Below are 16,551 nucleotides of genomic sequence, written 5' to 3'. Positions count from 1 at the left end.
TTTTAACCGTTGTTCTTTGCACCCGTCCCGCAGAACCGGGCATCGGCGCGAGCGATCGGTCGGATGTCGACACCCGCGACCGGTCCGCCGTCGCCACGATCGATCGGCGGACGTCGACACACGCGACCGATCCGACGTCGACGCCCGCCGGCCGTCAGCCGAGCATCAAGGGTCCGATCAGCACCCCCATCAGGTGGACTCGTCGTGCCCCCAGCCGCGGCGGGACGAGGCCGAGCGCCGCCGAGACCGCGAAGACGCCGACGCCGAACGCGCCCGCGAACGCGAACGACAGCCCCGCGAGCAGGGACAGCACGCCCACGGAGACGACCGTGTAGTCGGCGTTTCCGACGACGCGCAGGTACGCGTCGCCGAGCAGGACCACGAGCGAGAACCCACAGACCGCGGCGATCGCCACCGCGACGAGCAGGACCGGGAGCGCGAGCGGGACCCCGGCACGATCGACGGCGACGGTCACGCCGGTCCGCGGCGTCCCGAGCGCGGCGAGCGCGAACAGCGCGAACACGGTATTCGCGGTGTTGGCACCGCTCGTGGCGACGACGAACCCGCGGTCCGCCTCGCGCCGCGGCACCGCGGGCAGGGCGGCGACCGCGGCGATCGCGGCGGAGACGCCCGGGATGTACCCCACCACGGCCCCCGCGAGCGACCCGGCCGTCGCGGTGACGCCGAGATCGCGTTTCCCCATCGTGATCCGGGCGTCGGCCTGCGGCGGGACCCCGTCGCCGCCCAGCGCGTCGACGAGGACGGGCGCGCCGAACAGCCCGGTGAAAAGCGGGGCGAGGACGCCGCCCGCGTCGAGCGGGGCCGACGGGTCGACGTCGAGCGTGGCGGCCCCGAGGACGGCGCTCGCGAGGAACGCGAGGAAGCCGCCGACCGCCGCCCGTTTCGAGGACTCGGTGAGGACGAGGAACGCGACGACGCCGGCCAGGAGCCACGGGAGGTGCGCGCGGACCGTCGGATAGCCGCGAACCATGAGCCACGTGATCGGAAGCGCGAGCGGGACGGCGAGCGCGACGGCCAGCCCCGAGCCGACCGCGGAGAGCCGAAGCGCCTCGCGTCCCCGACCCGCGACGACGAGTCGATGCCCCGGCAGCGCCGCGATCGCGGTCGCCGCGTCGGGGACGCCGAGCGCCAGTGCCGGGACGATGTCGAGGAACGAGTGGACGACCCCCGCGGCGAGCATCGCGACGCCCACGAGGAGCGGGTCGGCCGGGATCGACGGCGCAACCCCCGCGAGCAACAGCGCGAAGTTGTTCGCGTGAAGCCCCGGAACGAGCCCGCTCACCGTGCCGAGCGCCGCGCCGCCACAGAGGAAGGCGAGCGCGAGCGCGGCAAACGTCGGGTCGAACACGGGCCGGACCAGGGCGTCCATCGAGACGGGATGGCCGCGGCTTCGGGGATAAACGTCCGGGCGCAGGCGACGGATCGATACCCCAAGGTCACGGGACGACGCGCGCGGGGAACGAAGCGAGAGCGGTCGACTGAAAACGGCTTACGCGGCCTGCAGAGCCTGCGACTTCTTGGCGGTGATGTAGCCGGCGATGCGGTTGCGGACGCCCTTCGACTCGACGGTCGTCAGGGCCGTGACGCTCTCCTTGTTCGTCTCGAACTCCGTGTTGAAGGAGTCGGGGTAGCGCTCGAGGAGCACGTTCCCGAGCTGTTTGATGTACTTCGGTTTGATAGCCATACGGAGCGGTACCGCCGGGTCGAACTAAAAGGGTTCGTTCCCGCGCGAGCGGCCGTCACGCCTCGGTCCGAGCCTCGTCGTGTCTCGGCCCGCGCCTCGTTGTGCCTGGGTCGGGGCGTCGTCGCGCTCCGCCGGGCCGCTCCTGAACGTCGAGCTACTCGTGAACGTCGAGATCGAACTGCTCGTTCTCGGTGACCGCGTTCAACACGACGCTCGTGTTCGACTCGCGGATGTCCTCGTCGGTGAGCAACGCCTTGATCTGGTCGTTCATGCCGTCGGTGTCGGTGAACTTCCCGATCGCGATGACGTCGTAGTCGCCGGTGACTTCGTAGACGCTCACCATCTGTTTCTCCTGTCGGAGCTTCTCGGTCACGTCCGGGAGCGCGCTCCCTTCGACTTTCAGCTGCAGGATCGCCGTCACGTCGTAGCCGAGCTTGTCGTAATCGACGATGGGTGTGTATCCCCGAACCACGTCCTCGTCCTCCAGGTCGCGCAGGTGGTTGGAGACCGTCGTCACGGAGACGTCCAGCTCCTCGCCGAGGCTTCGGAGGCTCGCGCGACCGTTGCCGAGTAACGAGTTCACGAGTTTGGCGTCGAGGTTTTCGTACGTCATTACACCAACACACGTCATGGGGGGTTTAGAATTTTACGAACGTCCACTACTCGTCGGAGACCGGCGGTTCATGCACCAAGCGACAAGGCCTTTATACTGGGAGATAACGAACTAAACGTCCAGAACATGACGGACGAAAACACAAAGGCGGACGGCGGGCTCAGCGCGAAAGAGCAGGCGGTTCTCGACGAGATGGACGAGCAGAACGTCGACTTCCTCAGACTACAGTTTACCGACATTCTCGGCGTCGTAAAGAACGTTTCCGTCCCGGCACACCAGGCGGAGAAGGCGTTCACCGAGGGGATCTACTTCGACGGGTCCTCCATCGAGGGGTTCGTACGCATTCAGGAGTCCGACATGCGGCTCATCCCCGACCCGGACACGTTCGCGGTGCTCCCGTGGCGCAGCGGGGAGGACGGATCGGCCGCGGCCCGCCTCATCTGTGACATCGTCACGACCGACGGCGAGCCGTTCGAGGGCGGCCCGCGCCAGGTGCTGAAACGCGTGCTCGCAAGGGCCGACGACATGGGGTACTCCGTCTCCATCGGCCCGGAGCCGGAGTTCTTCCTCTTCGAGACCGACGACGAGGGGAACGCGACGACGATCCCCCACGACAACGGCGGCTACTTCGATCTGGCCCCCAAGGACCTCGCGTCCGACGTGCGCAAGGAGATCATCTTCACGCTCGAGGACATGGGCTTCGAGATCGAGGCCTCCCACCACGAGGTCGCCGAGGGGCAACACGAGATCAACTTCAAGTACGACGACGCGCTCACCGCCGCCGACAACATCGCGACGTTCCGCGCCGTCGTCCGTGCGGTCGCGAGCCAGCACGACCTGCACGCGACGTTCATGCCCAAGCCGATCGCCGAGATCAACGGCTCGGGGATGCACAGCCACATCTCGCTGTTCGACGACGACGGCAACGCGTTCGCCGACGACGGCGACGAGTTCAACCTGAGCGAGGTCGCCTACCAGTTCATGGGCGGCATCCTCAACCACGCGCAGGCGTTCACCGCGATTACGAACCCCACCGTGAACTCCTACAAGCGGCTGGTTCCCGGCTACGAGGCCCCGATCTACGTCGCGTGGTCCGACACGAACCGCTCGGCGCTCGTCCGCGTCCCGGACGCCGCGGGCGTCTCCGCGCGCTTCGAGGTCCGCAGCCCCGACCCGTCGTGTAACCCCTACCTCGGACTGGCGTCGATCATCGCCGCCGGCCTCCACGGCATCGAGACGGACGCCGACCCGGGCGACCCGGTCCGCGAGGACATCTACGAGTTCGACGACGCCAAACGCGAGGAGTACGGCATCGACACGCTCCCGCCGAACCTCGGGGCGGCCGTCGAGGCGCTCGAGGCCGACGAGGTCGTCTCCGACGCGCTCGGCCCGCACGTCTCCGAGAAGTTCGCCGAGGCGAAGAGCCAGGAGTTCAGCGAGTACCTCACCCAGGTGTCGGCGTGGGAGGAGGACCGCTACCTCGAGACGTTCTAACCGGAGCCACCGACCACCGGCGGCGTTTTTTATCGGCGAATCGAGCGAACGGCGGTCACGTCGTCGAAGCGAACAGCAACCGCACCGTCGAAGCGAACAGCGTTCGTCGAGCGCGAGCCGGCTCAGTCGCCGCCGCGGTCGCGCGCGTAGTCGAGCGCTTTTCCGGGCGTCTCCAGCAGATTGAGCCCGATCCCGACGATGATAAAGAGGGTGTACAGCCCGAGCGTCGACAGCCCGAGCACGATCATCGCGGCGATGGCGTAGATCCCGTCGAGGAACGTGAACGCGCCGAGCGTCAGGACGGTCCCGTACAGCAACACGAGGTACGGGCCCCAACCGCGCGCGTGACCGCGGCGCATTCGGGACCGAACGTACGACTTCAGCTCGGACTCGAGCGCGGGCTTGTCGACGGTGCGGCGCTGGACGTCGTCCTCGAACGCGTCGAACTCGGCGCGAAGCCGGTCGATCTCTTCCTCCAAGGCGGCGACGTCCGGGGCTCCCCGGGGGCGTTCGTCGTCGCCCTCGTCGGCCCCGTGGTCCGACTCTCCGTTCATATCGACTCGTCGTTCGCGTCCGTGTTGTAGCTGCCGGTCCGCCGCGTCACGTCGGGTCGGTGACTCGTCGAGCGTCGAGCGCGGCCCCGAGAGCGGGTCGTCCGGGAAGCCCGGCCGGCGACCCCCCGCGAGCACGACGTTGATCACGGCCCCGAGCACGACCACGATGGCGGCGACGTACAGCCACGTCACGAGCAGCAGGATCCCGCCGATGACGCCGTACACCTGGTACTGTCCGGCCCCGGCGGCGTACACCTGGAACCCCGCCTGGAGGACGGTCCAACCGACTGCGGCGAAGACGGTGCCCGGAAGCGCCTCGCGGACGCTCACCTCGGGGTACGGCAGCAGGTAGTACATCGGGAGGAAGACGAACGAGAGCAGGAGCGGCAGGAACAGAACGCTCGCCATCCCGACGAAGGGGACCGTGTCGACGAGGGCGACGAGGGCCCCGACCACCACCATGGCGGTAATGCCGACGCCGATCGCGACGACGACGGAGGCGGCGTCGGCCAGCTGTTCGAGGAACGTCACCTCCTCTTCGACCCCGTACACCTGCAGGAAGGCGGTGTCGAGCCCGCGGAACACTTTCAGCGTCGACCAGAGCAGGACCACCAGTCCGACGACGGTCGCGCCGGACCGGCCCTCCGCGGAGGCGATGGCGACGGCGATCGCCTCCTCGCCGGCGGGCGTGAGGAACCCGCCCGCCCCCGCGAGCAGCCCTGCCGCGACCGCGTCGCCGAAGACGCTGCTGGCGACGACGACGAGCAACAGCATGGCGGGGATGAGCGAGACGAACGCGTAGTAGGCGACGCTGGCCGCGAGGAAGGTCACGCGCTGGTCCAAGGCGGCGTCGACGACGAGCCGGGCCGTCTCGATCGCGGAGGTCGGGTGGCGGGTCACGCCGTACGGTTCGGTCGACCGATACAAAACGGATCGGGTCGGATCGGGGGAAAGCGACCGGAAGCGACCGGAAGCGACCAGAAACGACCAGAAACGACCGGGAACGGTCGAAATAGACCGGGATCGGGTTCGTTACGTCCCGTCGAGGCCGACCGCCTCGCGCATCTCGGGGATCGACGCGGTGGTCTTCACGGCGGTCCCGCGGTAGTGGGCGCGGGTCGCCTCGTGGCCGGCCGCCCGGAGCGCCCCGATGAACTCGTCCATCCCGATCGCGGGCTCGCTCCATCCTTTATATACGCGGTGTTGATCGTAGTGAGTCGGCGTGTCGAGCTCGTCGGCGACGGTGTCGAGCAGCTTCCGGGCCCGTTTCGCCTCCCCCATGTCGTCGGTGACGTGGTCGCGGACCGCTCGAGCGAACGCGGGCTCGGCGACCGGACCCAACCAGATCGGGCCGGCGGTGAGGACCCGGTCGCCGCCGCACTCCGGACACGTCTCGGTGGGATCCGCGATGAGCCCGTGCGTCGCCGCCCGCCAGAGACAGTCCTCACAGGCGTCGACGTAACCGAGCTCGTCGATGCAGTCGTCGGCGACCTGCGCGCCCGACTCGAGTTCGAGGTAGGTCCGTGCGTAGTGTCGCGAGACGTGCGAGACGATCGGTCGAGCGGCCTTGTCGTAGCGCGCGGCGGTGCGGACGAGCGCCGATATCAGGGTCCGGAGCCCCATCTCGGGGTGGAAGTCGGTGTTTCGCGGCACCGCGCCGTACTTCCGGATCCCGCTTTTCAAGTGGGCTCCACAGAGCGGCGCGGTGTCGGTGGCGGTGACGCAGACGAGGTTCCGCGTGTTCGCGAACGCGGGGTCGGCGAAGGGCATCGGCGTCCCGTACGGGTCGAGGTCGACGACGTCGAAGACGTTCTCGTACAACAGGGCGTTGACGTCGCGGTGGACCGTCTCGCCCGGGAGATCGTTGGCGTCGAGGTTCCGTTCGGCGAGCGCGACCGCGTCGGCGTCGACGTCGGCACACGTCACGTCGTACCCCTCGGCGGCGGCGCGAACCCCGCGGACCCCCGACGCCGCCATCGCGTCGAGGTACGACGCCGCGCGCGGCTCCCGCTCGCGGTACGCCCGCAACACCGCGACGGTGACGTCCCGGTTCAGCTCCTGGGTCGGGTTGAAGAAGACGCCGCCGCCGGTGCCCTCGCTCGCCCCGTCGCGGGACTCCGGGACGGTGACGGTGAGGCCTCCCTCCTCGATATCCATGCGCCTCGTTCGTCGATCCAGCCTAAAAGGACCGCGTTCCCGCCCGCTATCGCCCGGACGTGCGCCGACGGCGGATCAGGCCTCGTCGCCCGACACGCGGCTGACCCGCACCGTGCCCTCGTCGATCCGGACGGCGTAGTCGTCGACCGGAAAGGAGACCTCGATCGACGTGCCGGGCGCGAGGATCGTGTCGAGCGCGTCGGTGTCGACGTAATCGTAGAGAACGATCCCCAGCTGTCCCTGGACGTCGGTCTGTCCGAGGCCTTCGAGGGCCGCGATCGCGTCGACGACCGCGACGCTTGGCACCGTTTCGGAGCGGTCGTACCGACGACGGACGGACTCGGGGCGACGCTCCATGCCACTCGGTAGCAACGGGTGGGCTTATAACTGACTTGACGCCTGAGCGACACGACCCTCGATCGGGCGGGTCCGAGAGCCGGTTGGAAGCGCCCTCACGCCGACTCCTCTCGCGACCCGCCGTCGACGTCCGCGGCACGAGCGGCATCGACGTCAACGCCGCCACCGTCGTCGCCGCCGACCCCACCATCGCCGCCGACCTCACCGTCGGCGTCGGCACCACCGTCGCGGTCCGCGTTCTCGGCCGGATCGCTCGCGGGGTCGCTCACGGCGTCGCTCCCGCCGAGGATTCGATTGATCGCCATGGGGGCGGCGATCCCGATACCGACCAACACGCCGACGCGGATCAGTACGGAGAGGTCGGTCAGCACGGACAGCGCGAGGTACGCCCCCGCCGCAACCAGCACGGACGGCAACACGTACGGGTTCCCTGCCGAAAGCATGGCTGAACGTCCGGTTCGATCCCTCTTAAACCCTCCCAGCAGGGAGCGGGCTCTTCTTAAACCCTCCCAGCGGTGGGCGGTGGGACGAACCGACTCGGACACGCCGGACCGACAGAATGAGGTAGCCGTTGGTGGAAGCTTGCGGCAAGAATGTTCGACAAGGTCCTGGTCGCCAACCGTGGCGAGATCGCGGTCCGGGTGATGCGCGCCTGCGAGGAGCTCGACGTCGACACCGTCGCCGTCTACAGCGACGCGGACAAACACGGCGGACACGTCCGGTACGCCGACGAGGCGTACAACGTCGGCCCCGCCCGCGCGGCCGACTCCTACCTCGACGGGGACGCGATACTCGACGTCGCCCGAACCGCCGGCGCGGACGCGATCCACCCCGGCTACGGCTTCCTCGCGGAGAACGCCGACTTCGCCGCCCGCGTCGAGGCCGAAGACGGGATCGCGTGGGTCGGGCCGACGAGCGACGCGATGGCTCGGCTCGGCGAAAAGACCCACGCCCGCCGCGTGATGCGGGACGCGGACGTCCCGATCGTCCCCGGCACGACGGAGCCCGTCGAGTCGGCGGCCGAGGTGACCGCCTTCGGCGACGAGCACGGGTACCCGGTCGCGATCAAGGCGGAGGGCGGCGGCGGCGGCCGCGGGATGAAGGTCGTCGAGGACGCGGACGAGGCCGAAGAACGGTTCACGGCCGCCAAGCGCGAGGGCGAGGCGTACTTCTCGAATGACTCCGTCTACCTCGAGCGCTACCTCGAGACCCCCCGCCACGTCGAGGTCCAGGTGCTCGCGGACGGCTCCGGGGACGTCGTCCACCTGGGCGAGCGCGACTGCTCGCTCCAGCGCCGCCACCAGAAGGTGATCGAGGAGGGGCCGTCGCCGGCGCTGTCCGACGCGCTCCGCGAGGAGATCGGCGAGGCCGCGCGCCGCGGGGTCGCCGCGGCCGACTACACCAACGCCGGCACCGTCGAGTTCCTCGTCGAGGAGGATCCGGGCCGCGACCCGGCGGAACCGCTCGGCCCCGACACCCCCTTCTACTTCCTCGAGGTCAACACGCGGATCCAGGTCGAACACACCGTCACCGAGGCGCTCACCGGGATCGACATCGTCAAACAGCAGCTCCGGGTCGCCGCCGGCGACGGGCTCTCGATCGGGCAGGCCGACGTCGACCTCGACGGGCACGCGATCGAGTTCCGGATCAACGCCGAGAACGCGGCGAACGGGTTCCAGCCCGCGAACGAGGGACGGCTGGAGACGTACGACCCGCCCGGCGGGATCGGCGTCCGCGTCGACGACGCGCTTCGGGCTGGCGACGAGCTCGTCACCGACTACGACTCGATGATCGCGAAGCTCATCGTGTGGGGGAGCGATCGCGAGGAGTGTCTCGCCCGCTCCCGCCGCGCGCTCGCGGAGTACGACCTCGACGGCGTCGTCACCATCGTCCCGTTCCACCGGCTCATGTTGGAGGACGACCGCTTCCTCGCGGGGCTCCACACGACGAAGTACCTCGACGAGGAGCTCGATTCCGACCGGGTCGCCGAGGCGCAGGAACGGTGGGGGACCGAGAGCGCCGCCGCCGACGCCGACGAGGTGACCGAGCGGCAGTTCACGGTCGAGGTGAACGGCAAGCGCTTCGAGGTCGACCTGGAGGAGCGGGGCGCGCCGCCGATCGGCGCGGCGGGCGGGTCCGGAGGGTCCGGCGGCCGCGGTCGGGCACGGTCCCCGAAGGCGGACGAGGACGGGGACGACGGCGAGGACGTCGCGGTCGCCGCGGGCGGCGAGGCCGTCGAGGCGGAGATGCAGGGCACGATCCTCTCCGTGGAGGTCGCCGAGGGCGACGAGGTCGCGGCCGGCGACGTCGTCTGCGTGCTGGAGGCGATGAAGATGGAGAACGACGTCGTCGCCGAGCGCGGCGGGGTCGTCGCCTCCGTCCACGTCGCCGAGGGCGACAGCGTCGACATGGGCGACGTCCTGGTCGTCCTGGAGTGAACCACGGACGGAACGGATATACTGCCTATAGCTCCGTCGGCGACTTCTCGGACCTACTCCCGTTCAGGTAGACGTACCAGTACGCCACGAGAAGGCCCGCGATCATGACCATACCTGCAATCCCGAACTGGACAGTAGCGTCCGGTGGGGCAAATACTGCACCAAGTATGAACCCAAAGAAGACTATCTGAACCCATAGAATCGCAAATCGTGATCGGGAACGGGTTCCCAAGATCGGTCGTTCATCGAGAAAGACGCGGTAATACGCCAGGAGACCAACGAATGCGACTCCGGCCGCCGCTCCGATCGCGAGGAGCAGTCCTCCTGGCCGACCGATTTGCCGATCGATCGCATCAGCGACGACGATACAGGCGATAATCGTAACCCAAAGGAAGGCAAGGTCAGCCAGAAATCCCGGACCTTCACGTTCCATACGTTCGACATATTCGACGAATACATACTTCTGTCGATATTCGTAGATATGCTCTCCGAATCGACCATTCAACGTGAGTAATCGATGTTGTGATGTATTGACTGCGCCTGGAGAAATTGCATCAAATTATGGAGATTTCAACGTAGACATCGTCCCCCAATTCTATCGCCCACGGTACTGGATCGCCTGCGTACGCCTATCTCCCGCGCAGTCCCAGCAGCTCCCGCGTCTCCGCGGGCGTCGCCGCCGGGCGGCCGAGCTCCTCGGTGATCCGGACCGCCCGCGCGACCAGCCGCTCGTTCGTCGCCCGCTCCCCCTTCTCGTAGTACTGGTTGTCCTCGAGCCCGACGCGGACGTGACCGCCGAGCAGTATCGACTGGGTCGTCATCGGCAACTGGTGCCGGCCAAGCCCAATGACGGTGAACTCGACGCCCTCCGGAAGGTTCTCGACGCGATTGGCGAGGTTTCGGGGCGACGGCGGCGACGTGGTACCGCCGCCGAAGAGGAAGTTCATGTACGGCGGCTCCTCGAACTCCTCGAGCACGGCGAGCGTCTCGTTGAGGTGACCGTCGTTGAACACCTCCAGCTCCGGTTTGATGTCCCGATCGAGCATCTCGGCGTGCAGCGAGGATACCAGCGCGCGGGTGTTCTCGGAGGTGAGCCGCTCGTATCGGTTGAGCGGCCCCATGTCGAGCGACGCCATTTCCGGCGCGGGGTCGGTTCGGAGCGGTTCGTGTCGGAGGTCGTCCGGGGCGGCCGTCCCGCCCGTCGAGTGCTGGATGATCACGTCGTCGGTCGCCTCCCTGACCGCGTCCGTGAGCGTCTGGAACCGCTCGGTCGAGAACGCGCGCTCCCCGTTCTCGCGGCGCGCGTGGAGGTGGACGACGCTCGCGCCCGCCGCCTCACAGGCGGCCGCGGCGGCCGCGATCTCCTCGGGGGACTCGGGCAGGTCGGGGTGGGTCTCTTTCCCCTGGACGCCGCCGGACAGCGCCGCGGTGACGATCGTCGGCTTGCCGTCGAGGTAGTCGCGGTACGTCATCGGTCCTCGTCGCCGCCGGCGGCGTCGGTTTCGGTCGGGTCGTCGGCTCCGTTGGCGGGGTCGACGGTGCCCCCGTCCGTGCGTTCGGGGGCGACGTAGAACTCGCAGTCGCGCTCGGGATCGAGCCCGTACCGGGCGTTACAGACGTCAGCGCGCATCGGCTGGACGAACGAGTCGGTGACCGTACAGAACGCGCGGGCGACGTCGAACGATCGGTCGTCGCCTTCGGTTCGGTACGTGAGATGTGGACACTCCTCGGTCATGGTGGCCCGTCGACGGCCGTCGACTTAAAGAAGCGGGCGGCGGCGAAGCGCTCGGAGCATCGTTCAAGTACCGTTCAACTACCGTACGAGTATCGTCGAGTACCGCTCGAGTATCGCTCGAGTATCGCTCGAGATATTCGGGGACGCGGGTTTATCAGTGAACGGCGGGGATGGCGGCCCATGGAGCGGGACAGCCAGTGGTCGATCCGCCTCGATGAGTCCGTGCTCGTCGTCGAGTTCCCGCACGGGACCGTCCTCACTCCCGAGGACGCCGAGGCGCTGGCGGACCGCTGGCGGACCGTGACGACCGAGGCGGCCGTCGAGGCCGCCGTCGTGGTCGTTCGGACGACGCGGTCGTGTTCGGACGCGGGGCGTGGCGCGCTTCGGGAGGCGGCCCGGACCGGGGCCGATCGGGGGGTGACTCGATGGGCTGTCGTCGCCGAGCGCCCGAAGCGGCGCTACCTCAAGCGGACCGTCGACGTCGCCGGCGTCGAGGTCGAGTCGTTCAACGACGACGCGGCCGCGCTGGCGTGGGCCGGCGGACGATCGACGGGAACGGCCTGATCCCCACGCCGACGGGTTCGATCGCGTCGCCCCCGGCGACCTGATCGGCCCTCGCTTCTCGCGTGACGGGGCGGAAACAGTCCCGAGAGTGCCGTGACCGGCCAGTTTTTAAGGGTGGACACGGGAGGGAGAGGCGATGACAACGGCGCGTGACCTCGACCCGGACGACTTCGGCTTCGACGAGCCGACGACGGACCAGTCGTTCGAGAACGCGCTCGCGAACGCACGCGACGGGCGCCGGCTGACCGTCGACGACGCCACCGAGCTGCTCGCGACCGGGACGGGGACGCCGGGGATCGACCCGGTCCGAAAGGAGCGGGTGTTGGAGCTGGCGGATCGCCGCCGCGCCGAGGCGGTCGGCGACGAGGTGACGTTCGTCGCCAACGTGAACAACAACGTCACCACCGCCTGCAACACCGGCTGTCTGTTCTGTAACTTCAAGGACAGCGCTCACGCGTTCGAGGCCGGCAGCGACGTCGACCACCCGGGGTTCACCAAGACGCCGGCCGAGTCGCGCGCGGTCGTCGAGGACGCGCTCGACATGGGCGTGTACGAGGTGTGTTCGGTGTCCGGGCTCCACCCGGCGTTCGCGTTGAACGACGAGCACCACGAGGTCCTCGCCGCCCACGACGACCCCGCGAGCGAGGTGAACTACAAGCCGCCGGAGGCGTACACGACCGACCCCGGGACGTACCTCGAACAGATGGACGCGATGTCCGTCGGCGGCGTCCACCTCCACTCGATGACGCCGGAGGAGGCGTACCACGCCCGGCGGGGGACCGACTGGGAGTACGAGGCGGTGTACCGCGAGCTGGCCGACGCGGGGCTCGACTCCGCGCCCGGCACCGCCGCGGAGGTCCTCGTCGACGAAGTTCGGGACGTGATCTGTCCGGGGAAGATCCGGACCGACGACTGGGTGGCCGCGATGGAGGGCGCGATGGCCGCGGGGCTCGATACGACCGCGACGCTGATGTACGGCCACGTCGAGACGGTCGCCCACCGCGCGGAACACCTGCAAGTGATCCGCGGCCTCCAGGACCGGACGGGCGGGATCACGGAGTTCGTTCCGCTCTCGTTCGTTCACGAACGAACGCCGCTTTACCGGCACGGCGTGGTCGACGGCGGCGCCTCCCACGACGAGGACGAGCTGATCGTCGCGGTCGCGCGACTCTTCTTGGACAACGTCGACCACGTGCAGGCCTCGTGGGTGAAGTCGGGCGACGCTCACGGGCTCAAGCTGCTCAACTGCGGCGCGGACGACTTCATGGGGACGATCCTCTCGGAGGAGATCACCCGTCGCGCCGGCGGGGTATACGGCGAGTACCGCTCGTTCGACGACTACGTCGAGATGATCACCGCCATCGGCCGGATCCCCGTCGAGCGCTCGACCGACTACCGGACGCGTCGCCGCCTCGACCCGGACGACCCGCCACACGGCCCGACCCTCGGACCCCGGGCCGACGGGACGCCGTTGCTTGCCGGGCGCGGACCCGACGGCCGGGAGCCCGCGCGCGTCGACGACTGAGGGTCGAAGCGACGTCGATCCGAACCGTCGAAAGGTTCTTGACTATAGTAGTAGTTAACACGGTTGATGTCCACATCGGACCCCCGAGACGTCGCGCCGTCGTGTGAGGACGCGAACGCCGACGTGACGGGCATCGTCGTGACCCGATCCGACGCGCGCGCCTTGGCGTACCTCGTCGAATCCGGCGCGGACTACCCCGCGCTGATCGCCGGGAACACCGGGCTCCACGTCGCGTACGTCGAGCGGCGCCTCACGACGATGGCGGAGGCGGGTCTCGTCGAGGAGGTGAGCGGGGAGGTCGTCTACCGGATCACGACCGCCGGCCGGGACGCCCTCGACGACCGGCGGGCCGCGGGGCGCTGATCGGACCGTCCGTCACCACGCCGCGTCGTTCGTCCCCACGGCGGTGTGTCGTGCGCGCACCAGACGCCCGTCTGACTGACGTTTTTATCCCGAGCTACCGTGTTATACAGTGACAATGGCAGTTCGTGACCGGGCGGCCCTCCCCGTCGTCGGCGCGGTCTGTGTCGGGCTCCTCGCGGTCGGGCTCTCGACACCGGAAGCCGCAGCCGTCCCGAACGGGGCCCCGCTCCTTCGAGGGTTACTCGTCGCGTGTGGCGTCCTCCTGTTCGGCGTCGCCGCGGTGTATCGCCGAGCGAGGCACGCGGAGCAGGCGGCGGGACACGCGGTCGCCGGCGTCGGACTCCTCGTCGCCGCGGCCGTCGGGACCGGCGCCGGCGTGTGGGTGGGTGTCGCCCTCGCCGGCAGCGGGGCCGCCCTCCTGCTCCGCGACGCCCTTCGGCGCGACGGGAGCGGACGCCCGTCCGCGTGAGCACGGTCCGCAGGGCCGCAGGTCACTGCGACGACGCCTTCGTCTCGGCTTACCGACCCAGGTCGGCGTGTGCCGACGAGAGGTGTCTCGACCCGAGCGCGGCCAAAAGCGAGAGCTCGCCGGCGAGCGCCCCGACCGCGATCGCCTCCGCGAGCGCGTCCGCGTTGTCCCCGGCGGGGTCGCCGCCGCCGCGGACGCCGAGCACCTCGAGCCCGGCCGCCTGGGTCGGGAGCCCGGTCCCTCCGCCGACGGTGCCGACCTCGAGGCTCGCCAGCGAGACGGAGACGTAGAGGTCGCCGTCGGCGGTCGTCTCCGCGGTGGTGATCGCGTTCGCCCCCTCGACGACCTGCGCCTCGTCCTGGCCGGTCGCGAGGAACATCGCCGCGACCGCGTTGGCGACGTGGGCGTTGAAGCCGAGCGATCCCGCCTTCGCCGAGCCGACGAGGTTCTTCCGGGTGTTGATCTCCGCGATCGCTTCCGGCGTCGTGTGGAGTCGTCCCTCGACGACCTCGCGGGGGATCTCGACGTCGGCCGACACCGACCGGCCGCGCCCCTCGACCGCGTTGACGGCGGCGGGCTTCTTGTCCGAACAGAGGTTCCCCGAGAGCGCGACCAGCGACGCGGACGTGGACTCCTCGATCACCGTACACGCCTCGCCGGTCGCGATGGTGGCCATGTTCATCCCCATCGCGTCCTTCGTGTCGTACCGGAATCGGAGGTAAACGTTGTTGCCGACGACGTACGGCGTCACGTCGAGCAGCTCGCCGTGGCTCGTCGTCGCCTCCGCGGCCGCCCGCAGGTCGGCCTCGTTGTCGCGGACCCACGAGACGAGCGCCTCCGCCTCCGCCACGTCGGCGACGCGGAACACGGGCGCGCGGGTCATCCCCCGCTTGGTCACCCGGGCGGTCGCCCCGCCGGCGTCGTTCAACACGGAACAGCCGCGGTTGATCGAGGCGATAAGCGCCCCTTCGGTGGTCGCCATCGGGAGGTATCGAGACCCCGAGAGCGCGCCGCCGTCGATCGAGACGGGGCCGGCGACGCCCATCGGCACCTGCACCGCCCCGACCATGTTCTCGATGTTCGCCTCGGCGTCGGCGGCGTCGAACGCGTACTCGCCGAGGACGTCGACGTCCGCGCCCGACTCGTCGGCGACGAGTCGACGGCGGGCTGCCGCGGCCGTGTCTGCGTCGGCGTGGTCCTCCAGTTCGTGGAGCCGGAGGTCGCCTGCACGGACTCGCTCCGCGAGGTCCGTCGCGGTGGACTCGGTCATAGACCCGTCTCCTCGCGGCGGGCGCTAATGGCTGTCGGTTCCGGCGGTCACCTCGTCGCTCGTCCCGTCGGACGTACCGCTGTCTCGTCGCTCGTCCCGTCGGACGTACCGTTGTCCCGTCGCTCGTCCCGTCGAACGTACCGCCGTCCCGTCGGGTTACCGGCGGACGAACTCGGAGAGCCGGTCGCGAAGCGTCTGGCCGCCGAGCTTCAGGTAGTAGGCGTCGCCGCCGTCCTCGTAGTAGCCGTCGATCCGGCGGATCACCTCGAAGCCGAGGTGGTCGTAGAAGCCGAGCGCGGGCTCGTTCGTCGTCCGGGCGTGACACCCGATCGACCGGTGGTCCGCGGCGGCGTCGGCGATCAGTCGCTCCCCGTACCCCCGGCCGCGGCAGTCGGGGGCGACCGCGAGAAAGAGCACGTACCCGTCACGTCGTATCGACGCAAACGCGACGAGCGCGTCGTCCTCGTAGAGGAGGTGGGTCGTCGATCGTCGGTACGCGTCCGTAAAGAAGCCGCGGCGCTGTTGGAGCACGCCCTCCTCGCGACGGATCCGCTCTTTGAGGTCCCACGCCTCGACGACGTGGGCGGCGTCCCCTGGCGGGTCCGTACGCGCCTCCACGTTGATACTCACTGAAACGAGATAACACCCGTACAGGATATAACTCCACCGCCCCCGCGTCAGCGTCGACGGCCACGCCCACGGCGGCATGCCCGCTGATGCTGGCAGGTGGAGCGCCGCGATGGAAACACCGAAACCGGCCGCGCCCGAATCGACCGGACGTGAGCTACGAACTCCGCGATCACACGGCCGACGTCGCCGTCGAGGCCACCGCACCCACGCTGTCGGGCGTGTTCGAGGCGGTCGCCGAGGGGTTCACCGCCGCGAGCTGTGAGTCGGTCCCCGAAACCGGCGAGCGGTTCGCGGTCGAGGTGAGCGCCGAGGGGCGCGAGGCGCTGCTGTTCGATTACCTCGACCAGCTCGTCTACGAGCGTGACGTCCGCTCGGTGCTCCCCGCCGAGCACCGGTGTACCGTCCACGAGCCGACCGGAGACGGTACGGGAGCGGCCGGAAACGATGACGGAGCGACCGGAGACGGTGCGGGTGCGACCGGAAACGATGACGGAGCCGTCGCCGACCCCGACGGGTGGAGGGTGACGGGGAGTGCCCGGGGCGTTCCCCTTTCGGACGTCGCCGCACGGGAGATCAAGGCGGTCACGTACTCGGAGATGGCCCTCGAGGAGCGTGACGGCGGCTGGTACGCCTACGTCGTCTTCGACGTCTGAGCCGCGGCTCGGCGGGCGGGAACG

General features: G+C 69.2%; 19 protein-coding genes. 7 read left to right on the top strand and 12 right to left on the bottom strand.

Features of this window, described 5'->3' with window-relative positions; all coding sequences use genetic code 11:
- Window positions 1-154: 154 nt before the first annotated feature.
- The 3 genes from GRS48_RS03130 to lrp all read right to left on the bottom strand — a co-directional run bounded on the left by GRS48_RS03130 (window position 155) and on the right by lrp (window position 2,318).
- A complete protein-coding gene (locus GRS48_RS03130) occupies window positions 155-1,390 on the bottom strand; it encodes a tripartite tricarboxylate transporter permease (RefSeq protein ID WP_159483455.1) in 1,236 nt (411 codons plus the stop codon).
- Between the two features lie 120 nt (window positions 1,391-1,510).
- Window positions 1,511-1,705, bottom strand: coding sequence for a 30S ribosomal protein S17e (locus GRS48_RS03125; RefSeq protein ID WP_159483454.1), 195 nt, complete (start codon window positions 1,703-1,705; stop codon window positions 1,511-1,513).
- Between the two features lie 154 nt (window positions 1,706-1,859).
- Window positions 1,860-2,318: an HTH-type transcriptional regulator Lrp gene (gene lrp, locus GRS48_RS03120; RefSeq protein ID WP_159483453.1), complete on the bottom strand. Its 459-nt coding sequence runs from the start codon at window positions 2,316-2,318 to the stop codon at window positions 1,860-1,862.
- Between the two features lie 126 nt (window positions 2,319-2,444).
- Between lrp and glnA the strand changes: the two genes are divergently transcribed.
- Window positions 2,445-3,812: a type I glutamate--ammonia ligase gene (gene glnA, locus GRS48_RS03115; RefSeq protein WP_159483452.1), complete on the top strand. Its 1,368-nt coding sequence runs from the start codon at window positions 2,445-2,447 to the stop codon at window positions 3,810-3,812.
- A 122-nt stretch (window positions 3,813-3,934) separates the two neighbouring features.
- On the opposite strand, the gene GRS48_RS03110 is transcribed toward glnA, so the two are convergent.
- The 4 genes from GRS48_RS03110 to GRS48_RS03095 form a co-directional block, all read right to left on the bottom strand.
- Window positions 3,935-5,266 (bottom strand): YhjD/YihY/BrkB family envelope integrity protein, encoded by a 1,332-nt coding sequence (locus GRS48_RS03110; RefSeq protein ID WP_321168262.1) that lies wholly within the window; start codon window positions 5,264-5,266, stop codon window positions 3,935-3,937.
- A 132-nt stretch (window positions 5,267-5,398) separates the two neighbouring features.
- Window positions 5,399-6,523, bottom strand: coding sequence for a tRNA (guanine(26)-N(2))-dimethyltransferase (locus GRS48_RS03105; protein WP_159483450.1), 1,125 nt, complete (start codon window positions 6,521-6,523; stop codon window positions 5,399-5,401).
- A 75-nt stretch (window positions 6,524-6,598) separates the two neighbouring features.
- Window positions 6,599-6,880 (bottom strand): HalOD1 output domain-containing protein, encoded by a 282-nt coding sequence (locus GRS48_RS03100; protein WP_159483449.1) that lies wholly within the window; start codon window positions 6,878-6,880, stop codon window positions 6,599-6,601.
- 95 nt (window positions 6,881-6,975) lie between these two features.
- Window positions 6,976-7,323, bottom strand: coding sequence for a hypothetical protein (locus GRS48_RS03095; protein WP_159483448.1), 348 nt, complete (start codon window positions 7,321-7,323; stop codon window positions 6,976-6,978).
- Window positions 7,324-7,473: 150 nt separating this feature from the next.
- Between GRS48_RS03095 and GRS48_RS03090 the strand changes: the two genes are divergently transcribed.
- Window positions 7,474-9,318: an acetyl-CoA carboxylase biotin carboxylase subunit gene (locus GRS48_RS03090; protein WP_159483447.1), complete on the top strand. Its 1,845-nt coding sequence runs from the start codon at window positions 7,474-7,476 to the stop codon at window positions 9,316-9,318.
- 25 nt (window positions 9,319-9,343) lie between these two features.
- On the opposite strand, the gene GRS48_RS03085 is transcribed toward GRS48_RS03090, so the two are convergent.
- From GRS48_RS03085 to GRS48_RS03075, 3 genes are all read right to left on the bottom strand, one after another.
- Complete coding sequence (locus GRS48_RS03085) at window positions 9,344-9,751, bottom strand: hypothetical protein (protein ID WP_159483446.1); 408 nt, start codon at window positions 9,749-9,751, stop codon at window positions 9,344-9,346.
- A gap of 196 nt (window positions 9,752-9,947) precedes the next feature.
- Window positions 9,948-10,790, bottom strand: a complete 843-nt coding sequence (locus tag GRS48_RS03080) for a 3-keto-5-aminohexanoate cleavage protein (protein ID WP_159483445.1) — start codon at window positions 10,788-10,790, stop codon at window positions 9,948-9,950.
- A complete protein-coding gene (locus GRS48_RS03075) occupies window positions 10,787-11,053 on the bottom strand; it encodes a hypothetical protein (RefSeq protein WP_235027973.1) in 267 nt (88 codons plus the stop codon). The genes GRS48_RS03080 and GRS48_RS03075 overlap by 4 nt, the downstream gene beginning before the upstream one ends.
- 180 nt (window positions 11,054-11,233) lie before the next feature.
- Here GRS48_RS03075 and GRS48_RS03070 point away from each other — a divergent pair, with 180 nt between their 5' ends.
- The 4 genes from GRS48_RS03070 (at window position 11,234) to GRS48_RS03055 (ending at window position 13,974) form a co-directional block, all read left to right on the top strand.
- On the top strand, window positions 11,234-11,617 hold the full coding sequence (locus GRS48_RS03070; protein ID WP_159483444.1) for a hypothetical protein: 384 nt from the start codon (window positions 11,234-11,236) through the stop codon (window positions 11,615-11,617).
- Window positions 11,618-11,753: 136 nt separating this feature from the next.
- Entirely contained in the window at window positions 11,754-13,142 is a 1,389-nt protein-coding gene (gene cofH / locus GRS48_RS03065) for a 7,8-didemethyl-8-hydroxy-5-deazariboflavin synthase subunit CofH (protein WP_159483443.1), read from the top strand.
- Between the two features lie 66 nt (window positions 13,143-13,208).
- The gene (locus GRS48_RS03060; RefSeq protein ID WP_159483442.1) at window positions 13,209-13,505 is read left to right on the top strand and encodes a DUF2250 domain-containing protein; all 297 of its coding nucleotides are present in this window, start codon (window positions 13,209-13,211) and stop codon (window positions 13,503-13,505) included.
- A gap of 115 nt (window positions 13,506-13,620) precedes the next feature.
- A complete protein-coding gene (locus tag GRS48_RS03055) occupies window positions 13,621-13,974 on the top strand; it encodes a hypothetical protein (RefSeq protein WP_159483441.1) in 354 nt (117 codons plus the stop codon).
- 49 nt (window positions 13,975-14,023) lie between these two features.
- On the opposite strand, the gene hmgA is transcribed toward GRS48_RS03055, so the two are convergent.
- Both hmgA and GRS48_RS03045 read right to left on the bottom strand, forming a co-directional pair.
- Window positions 14,024-15,244, bottom strand: coding sequence for a hydroxymethylglutaryl-CoA reductase (NADPH) (gene hmgA / locus GRS48_RS03050; RefSeq protein ID WP_159483440.1), 1,221 nt, complete (start codon window positions 15,242-15,244; stop codon window positions 14,024-14,026).
- A 156-nt stretch (window positions 15,245-15,400) separates the two neighbouring features.
- On the bottom strand, window positions 15,401-15,874 hold the full coding sequence (locus GRS48_RS03045) for an N-acetyltransferase (protein ID WP_321168261.1): 474 nt from the start codon (window positions 15,872-15,874) through the stop codon (window positions 15,401-15,403).
- 149 nt (window positions 15,875-16,023) lie between these two features.
- Here GRS48_RS03045 and GRS48_RS03040 point away from each other — a divergent pair, with 149 nt between their 5' ends.
- Window positions 16,024-16,527 carry an archease gene (locus GRS48_RS03040; RefSeq protein ID WP_321168260.1) on the top strand — a complete coding sequence of 168 codons (504 nt, stop codon included), beginning with the start codon at window positions 16,024-16,026 and terminating at the stop codon, window positions 16,525-16,527.
- Window positions 16,528-16,551: the final 24 nt, after the last annotated feature.

It is taken from the genome of Halorubrum sp. JWXQ-INN 858, assembly GCF_009806985.1.
In the GTDB taxonomy this organism is placed as follows: domain Archaea; phylum Halobacteriota; class Halobacteria; order Halobacteriales; family Haloferacaceae; genus Halorubrum.
The sequence above is the reverse complement of the archived record's forward strand: the minus strand, read 5'-3'. Positions and strand labels throughout refer to the sequence as shown.

What these genes read in the sequence shown, in the direction of transcription:
- GRS48_RS03130 (WP_159483455.1), bottom strand. Translation starts at nt 1,390, where the DNA reads ATGGACGCCCTGGTCCGGCCCGTGTTCGACCCGACGTTTGCCGCGCTC.
- GRS48_RS03125 (WP_159483454.1), bottom strand. Translation starts at nt 1,705, where the DNA reads ATGGCTATCAAACCGAAGTACATCAAACAGCTCGGGAACGTGCTCCTC.
- lrp (WP_159483453.1), bottom strand. Translation starts at nt 2,318, where the DNA reads ATGACGTACGAAAACCTCGACGCCAAACTCGTGAACTCGTTACTCGGC.
- glnA (WP_159483452.1), top strand. Translation starts at nt 2,445, where the DNA reads ATGACGGACGAAAACACAAAGGCGGACGGCGGGCTCAGCGCGAAAGAG.
- GRS48_RS03105 (WP_159483450.1), bottom strand. Translation starts at nt 6,523, where the DNA reads ATGGATATCGAGGAGGGAGGCCTCACCGTCACCGTCCCGGAGTCCCGC.
- GRS48_RS03100 (WP_159483449.1), bottom strand. Translation starts at nt 6,880, where the DNA reads ATGGAGCGTCGCCCCGAGTCCGTCCGTCGTCGGTACGACCGCTCCGAA.
- GRS48_RS03095 (WP_159483448.1), bottom strand. Translation starts at nt 7,323, where the DNA reads ATGCTTTCGGCAGGGAACCCGTACGTGTTGCCGTCCGTGCTGGTTGCG.
- GRS48_RS03090 (WP_159483447.1), top strand. Translation starts at nt 7,474, where the DNA reads ATGTTCGACAAGGTCCTGGTCGCCAACCGTGGCGAGATCGCGGTCCGG.
- GRS48_RS03085 (WP_159483446.1), bottom strand. Translation starts at nt 9,751, where the DNA reads ATGGAACGTGAAGGTCCGGGATTTCTGGCTGACCTTGCCTTCCTTTGG.
- GRS48_RS03080 (WP_159483445.1), bottom strand. Translation starts at nt 10,790, where the DNA reads ATGACGTACCGCGACTACCTCGACGGCAAGCCGACGATCGTCACCGCG.
- GRS48_RS03075 (WP_235027973.1), bottom strand. Translation starts at nt 11,053, where the DNA reads ATGACCGAGGAGTGTCCACATCTCACGTACCGAACCGAAGGCGACGAC.
- GRS48_RS03070 (WP_159483444.1), top strand. Translation starts at nt 11,234, where the DNA reads ATGGAGCGGGACAGCCAGTGGTCGATCCGCCTCGATGAGTCCGTGCTC.
- cofH (WP_159483443.1), top strand. Translation starts at nt 11,754, where the DNA reads ATGACAACGGCGCGTGACCTCGACCCGGACGACTTCGGCTTCGACGAG.
- GRS48_RS03060 (WP_159483442.1), top strand. Translation starts at nt 13,209, where the DNA reads ATGTCCACATCGGACCCCCGAGACGTCGCGCCGTCGTGTGAGGACGCG.
- GRS48_RS03055 (WP_159483441.1), top strand. Translation starts at nt 13,621, where the DNA reads ATGGCAGTTCGTGACCGGGCGGCCCTCCCCGTCGTCGGCGCGGTCTGT.
- hmgA (WP_159483440.1), bottom strand. Translation starts at nt 15,244, where the DNA reads ATGACCGAGTCCACCGCGACGGACCTCGCGGAGCGAGTCCGTGCAGGC.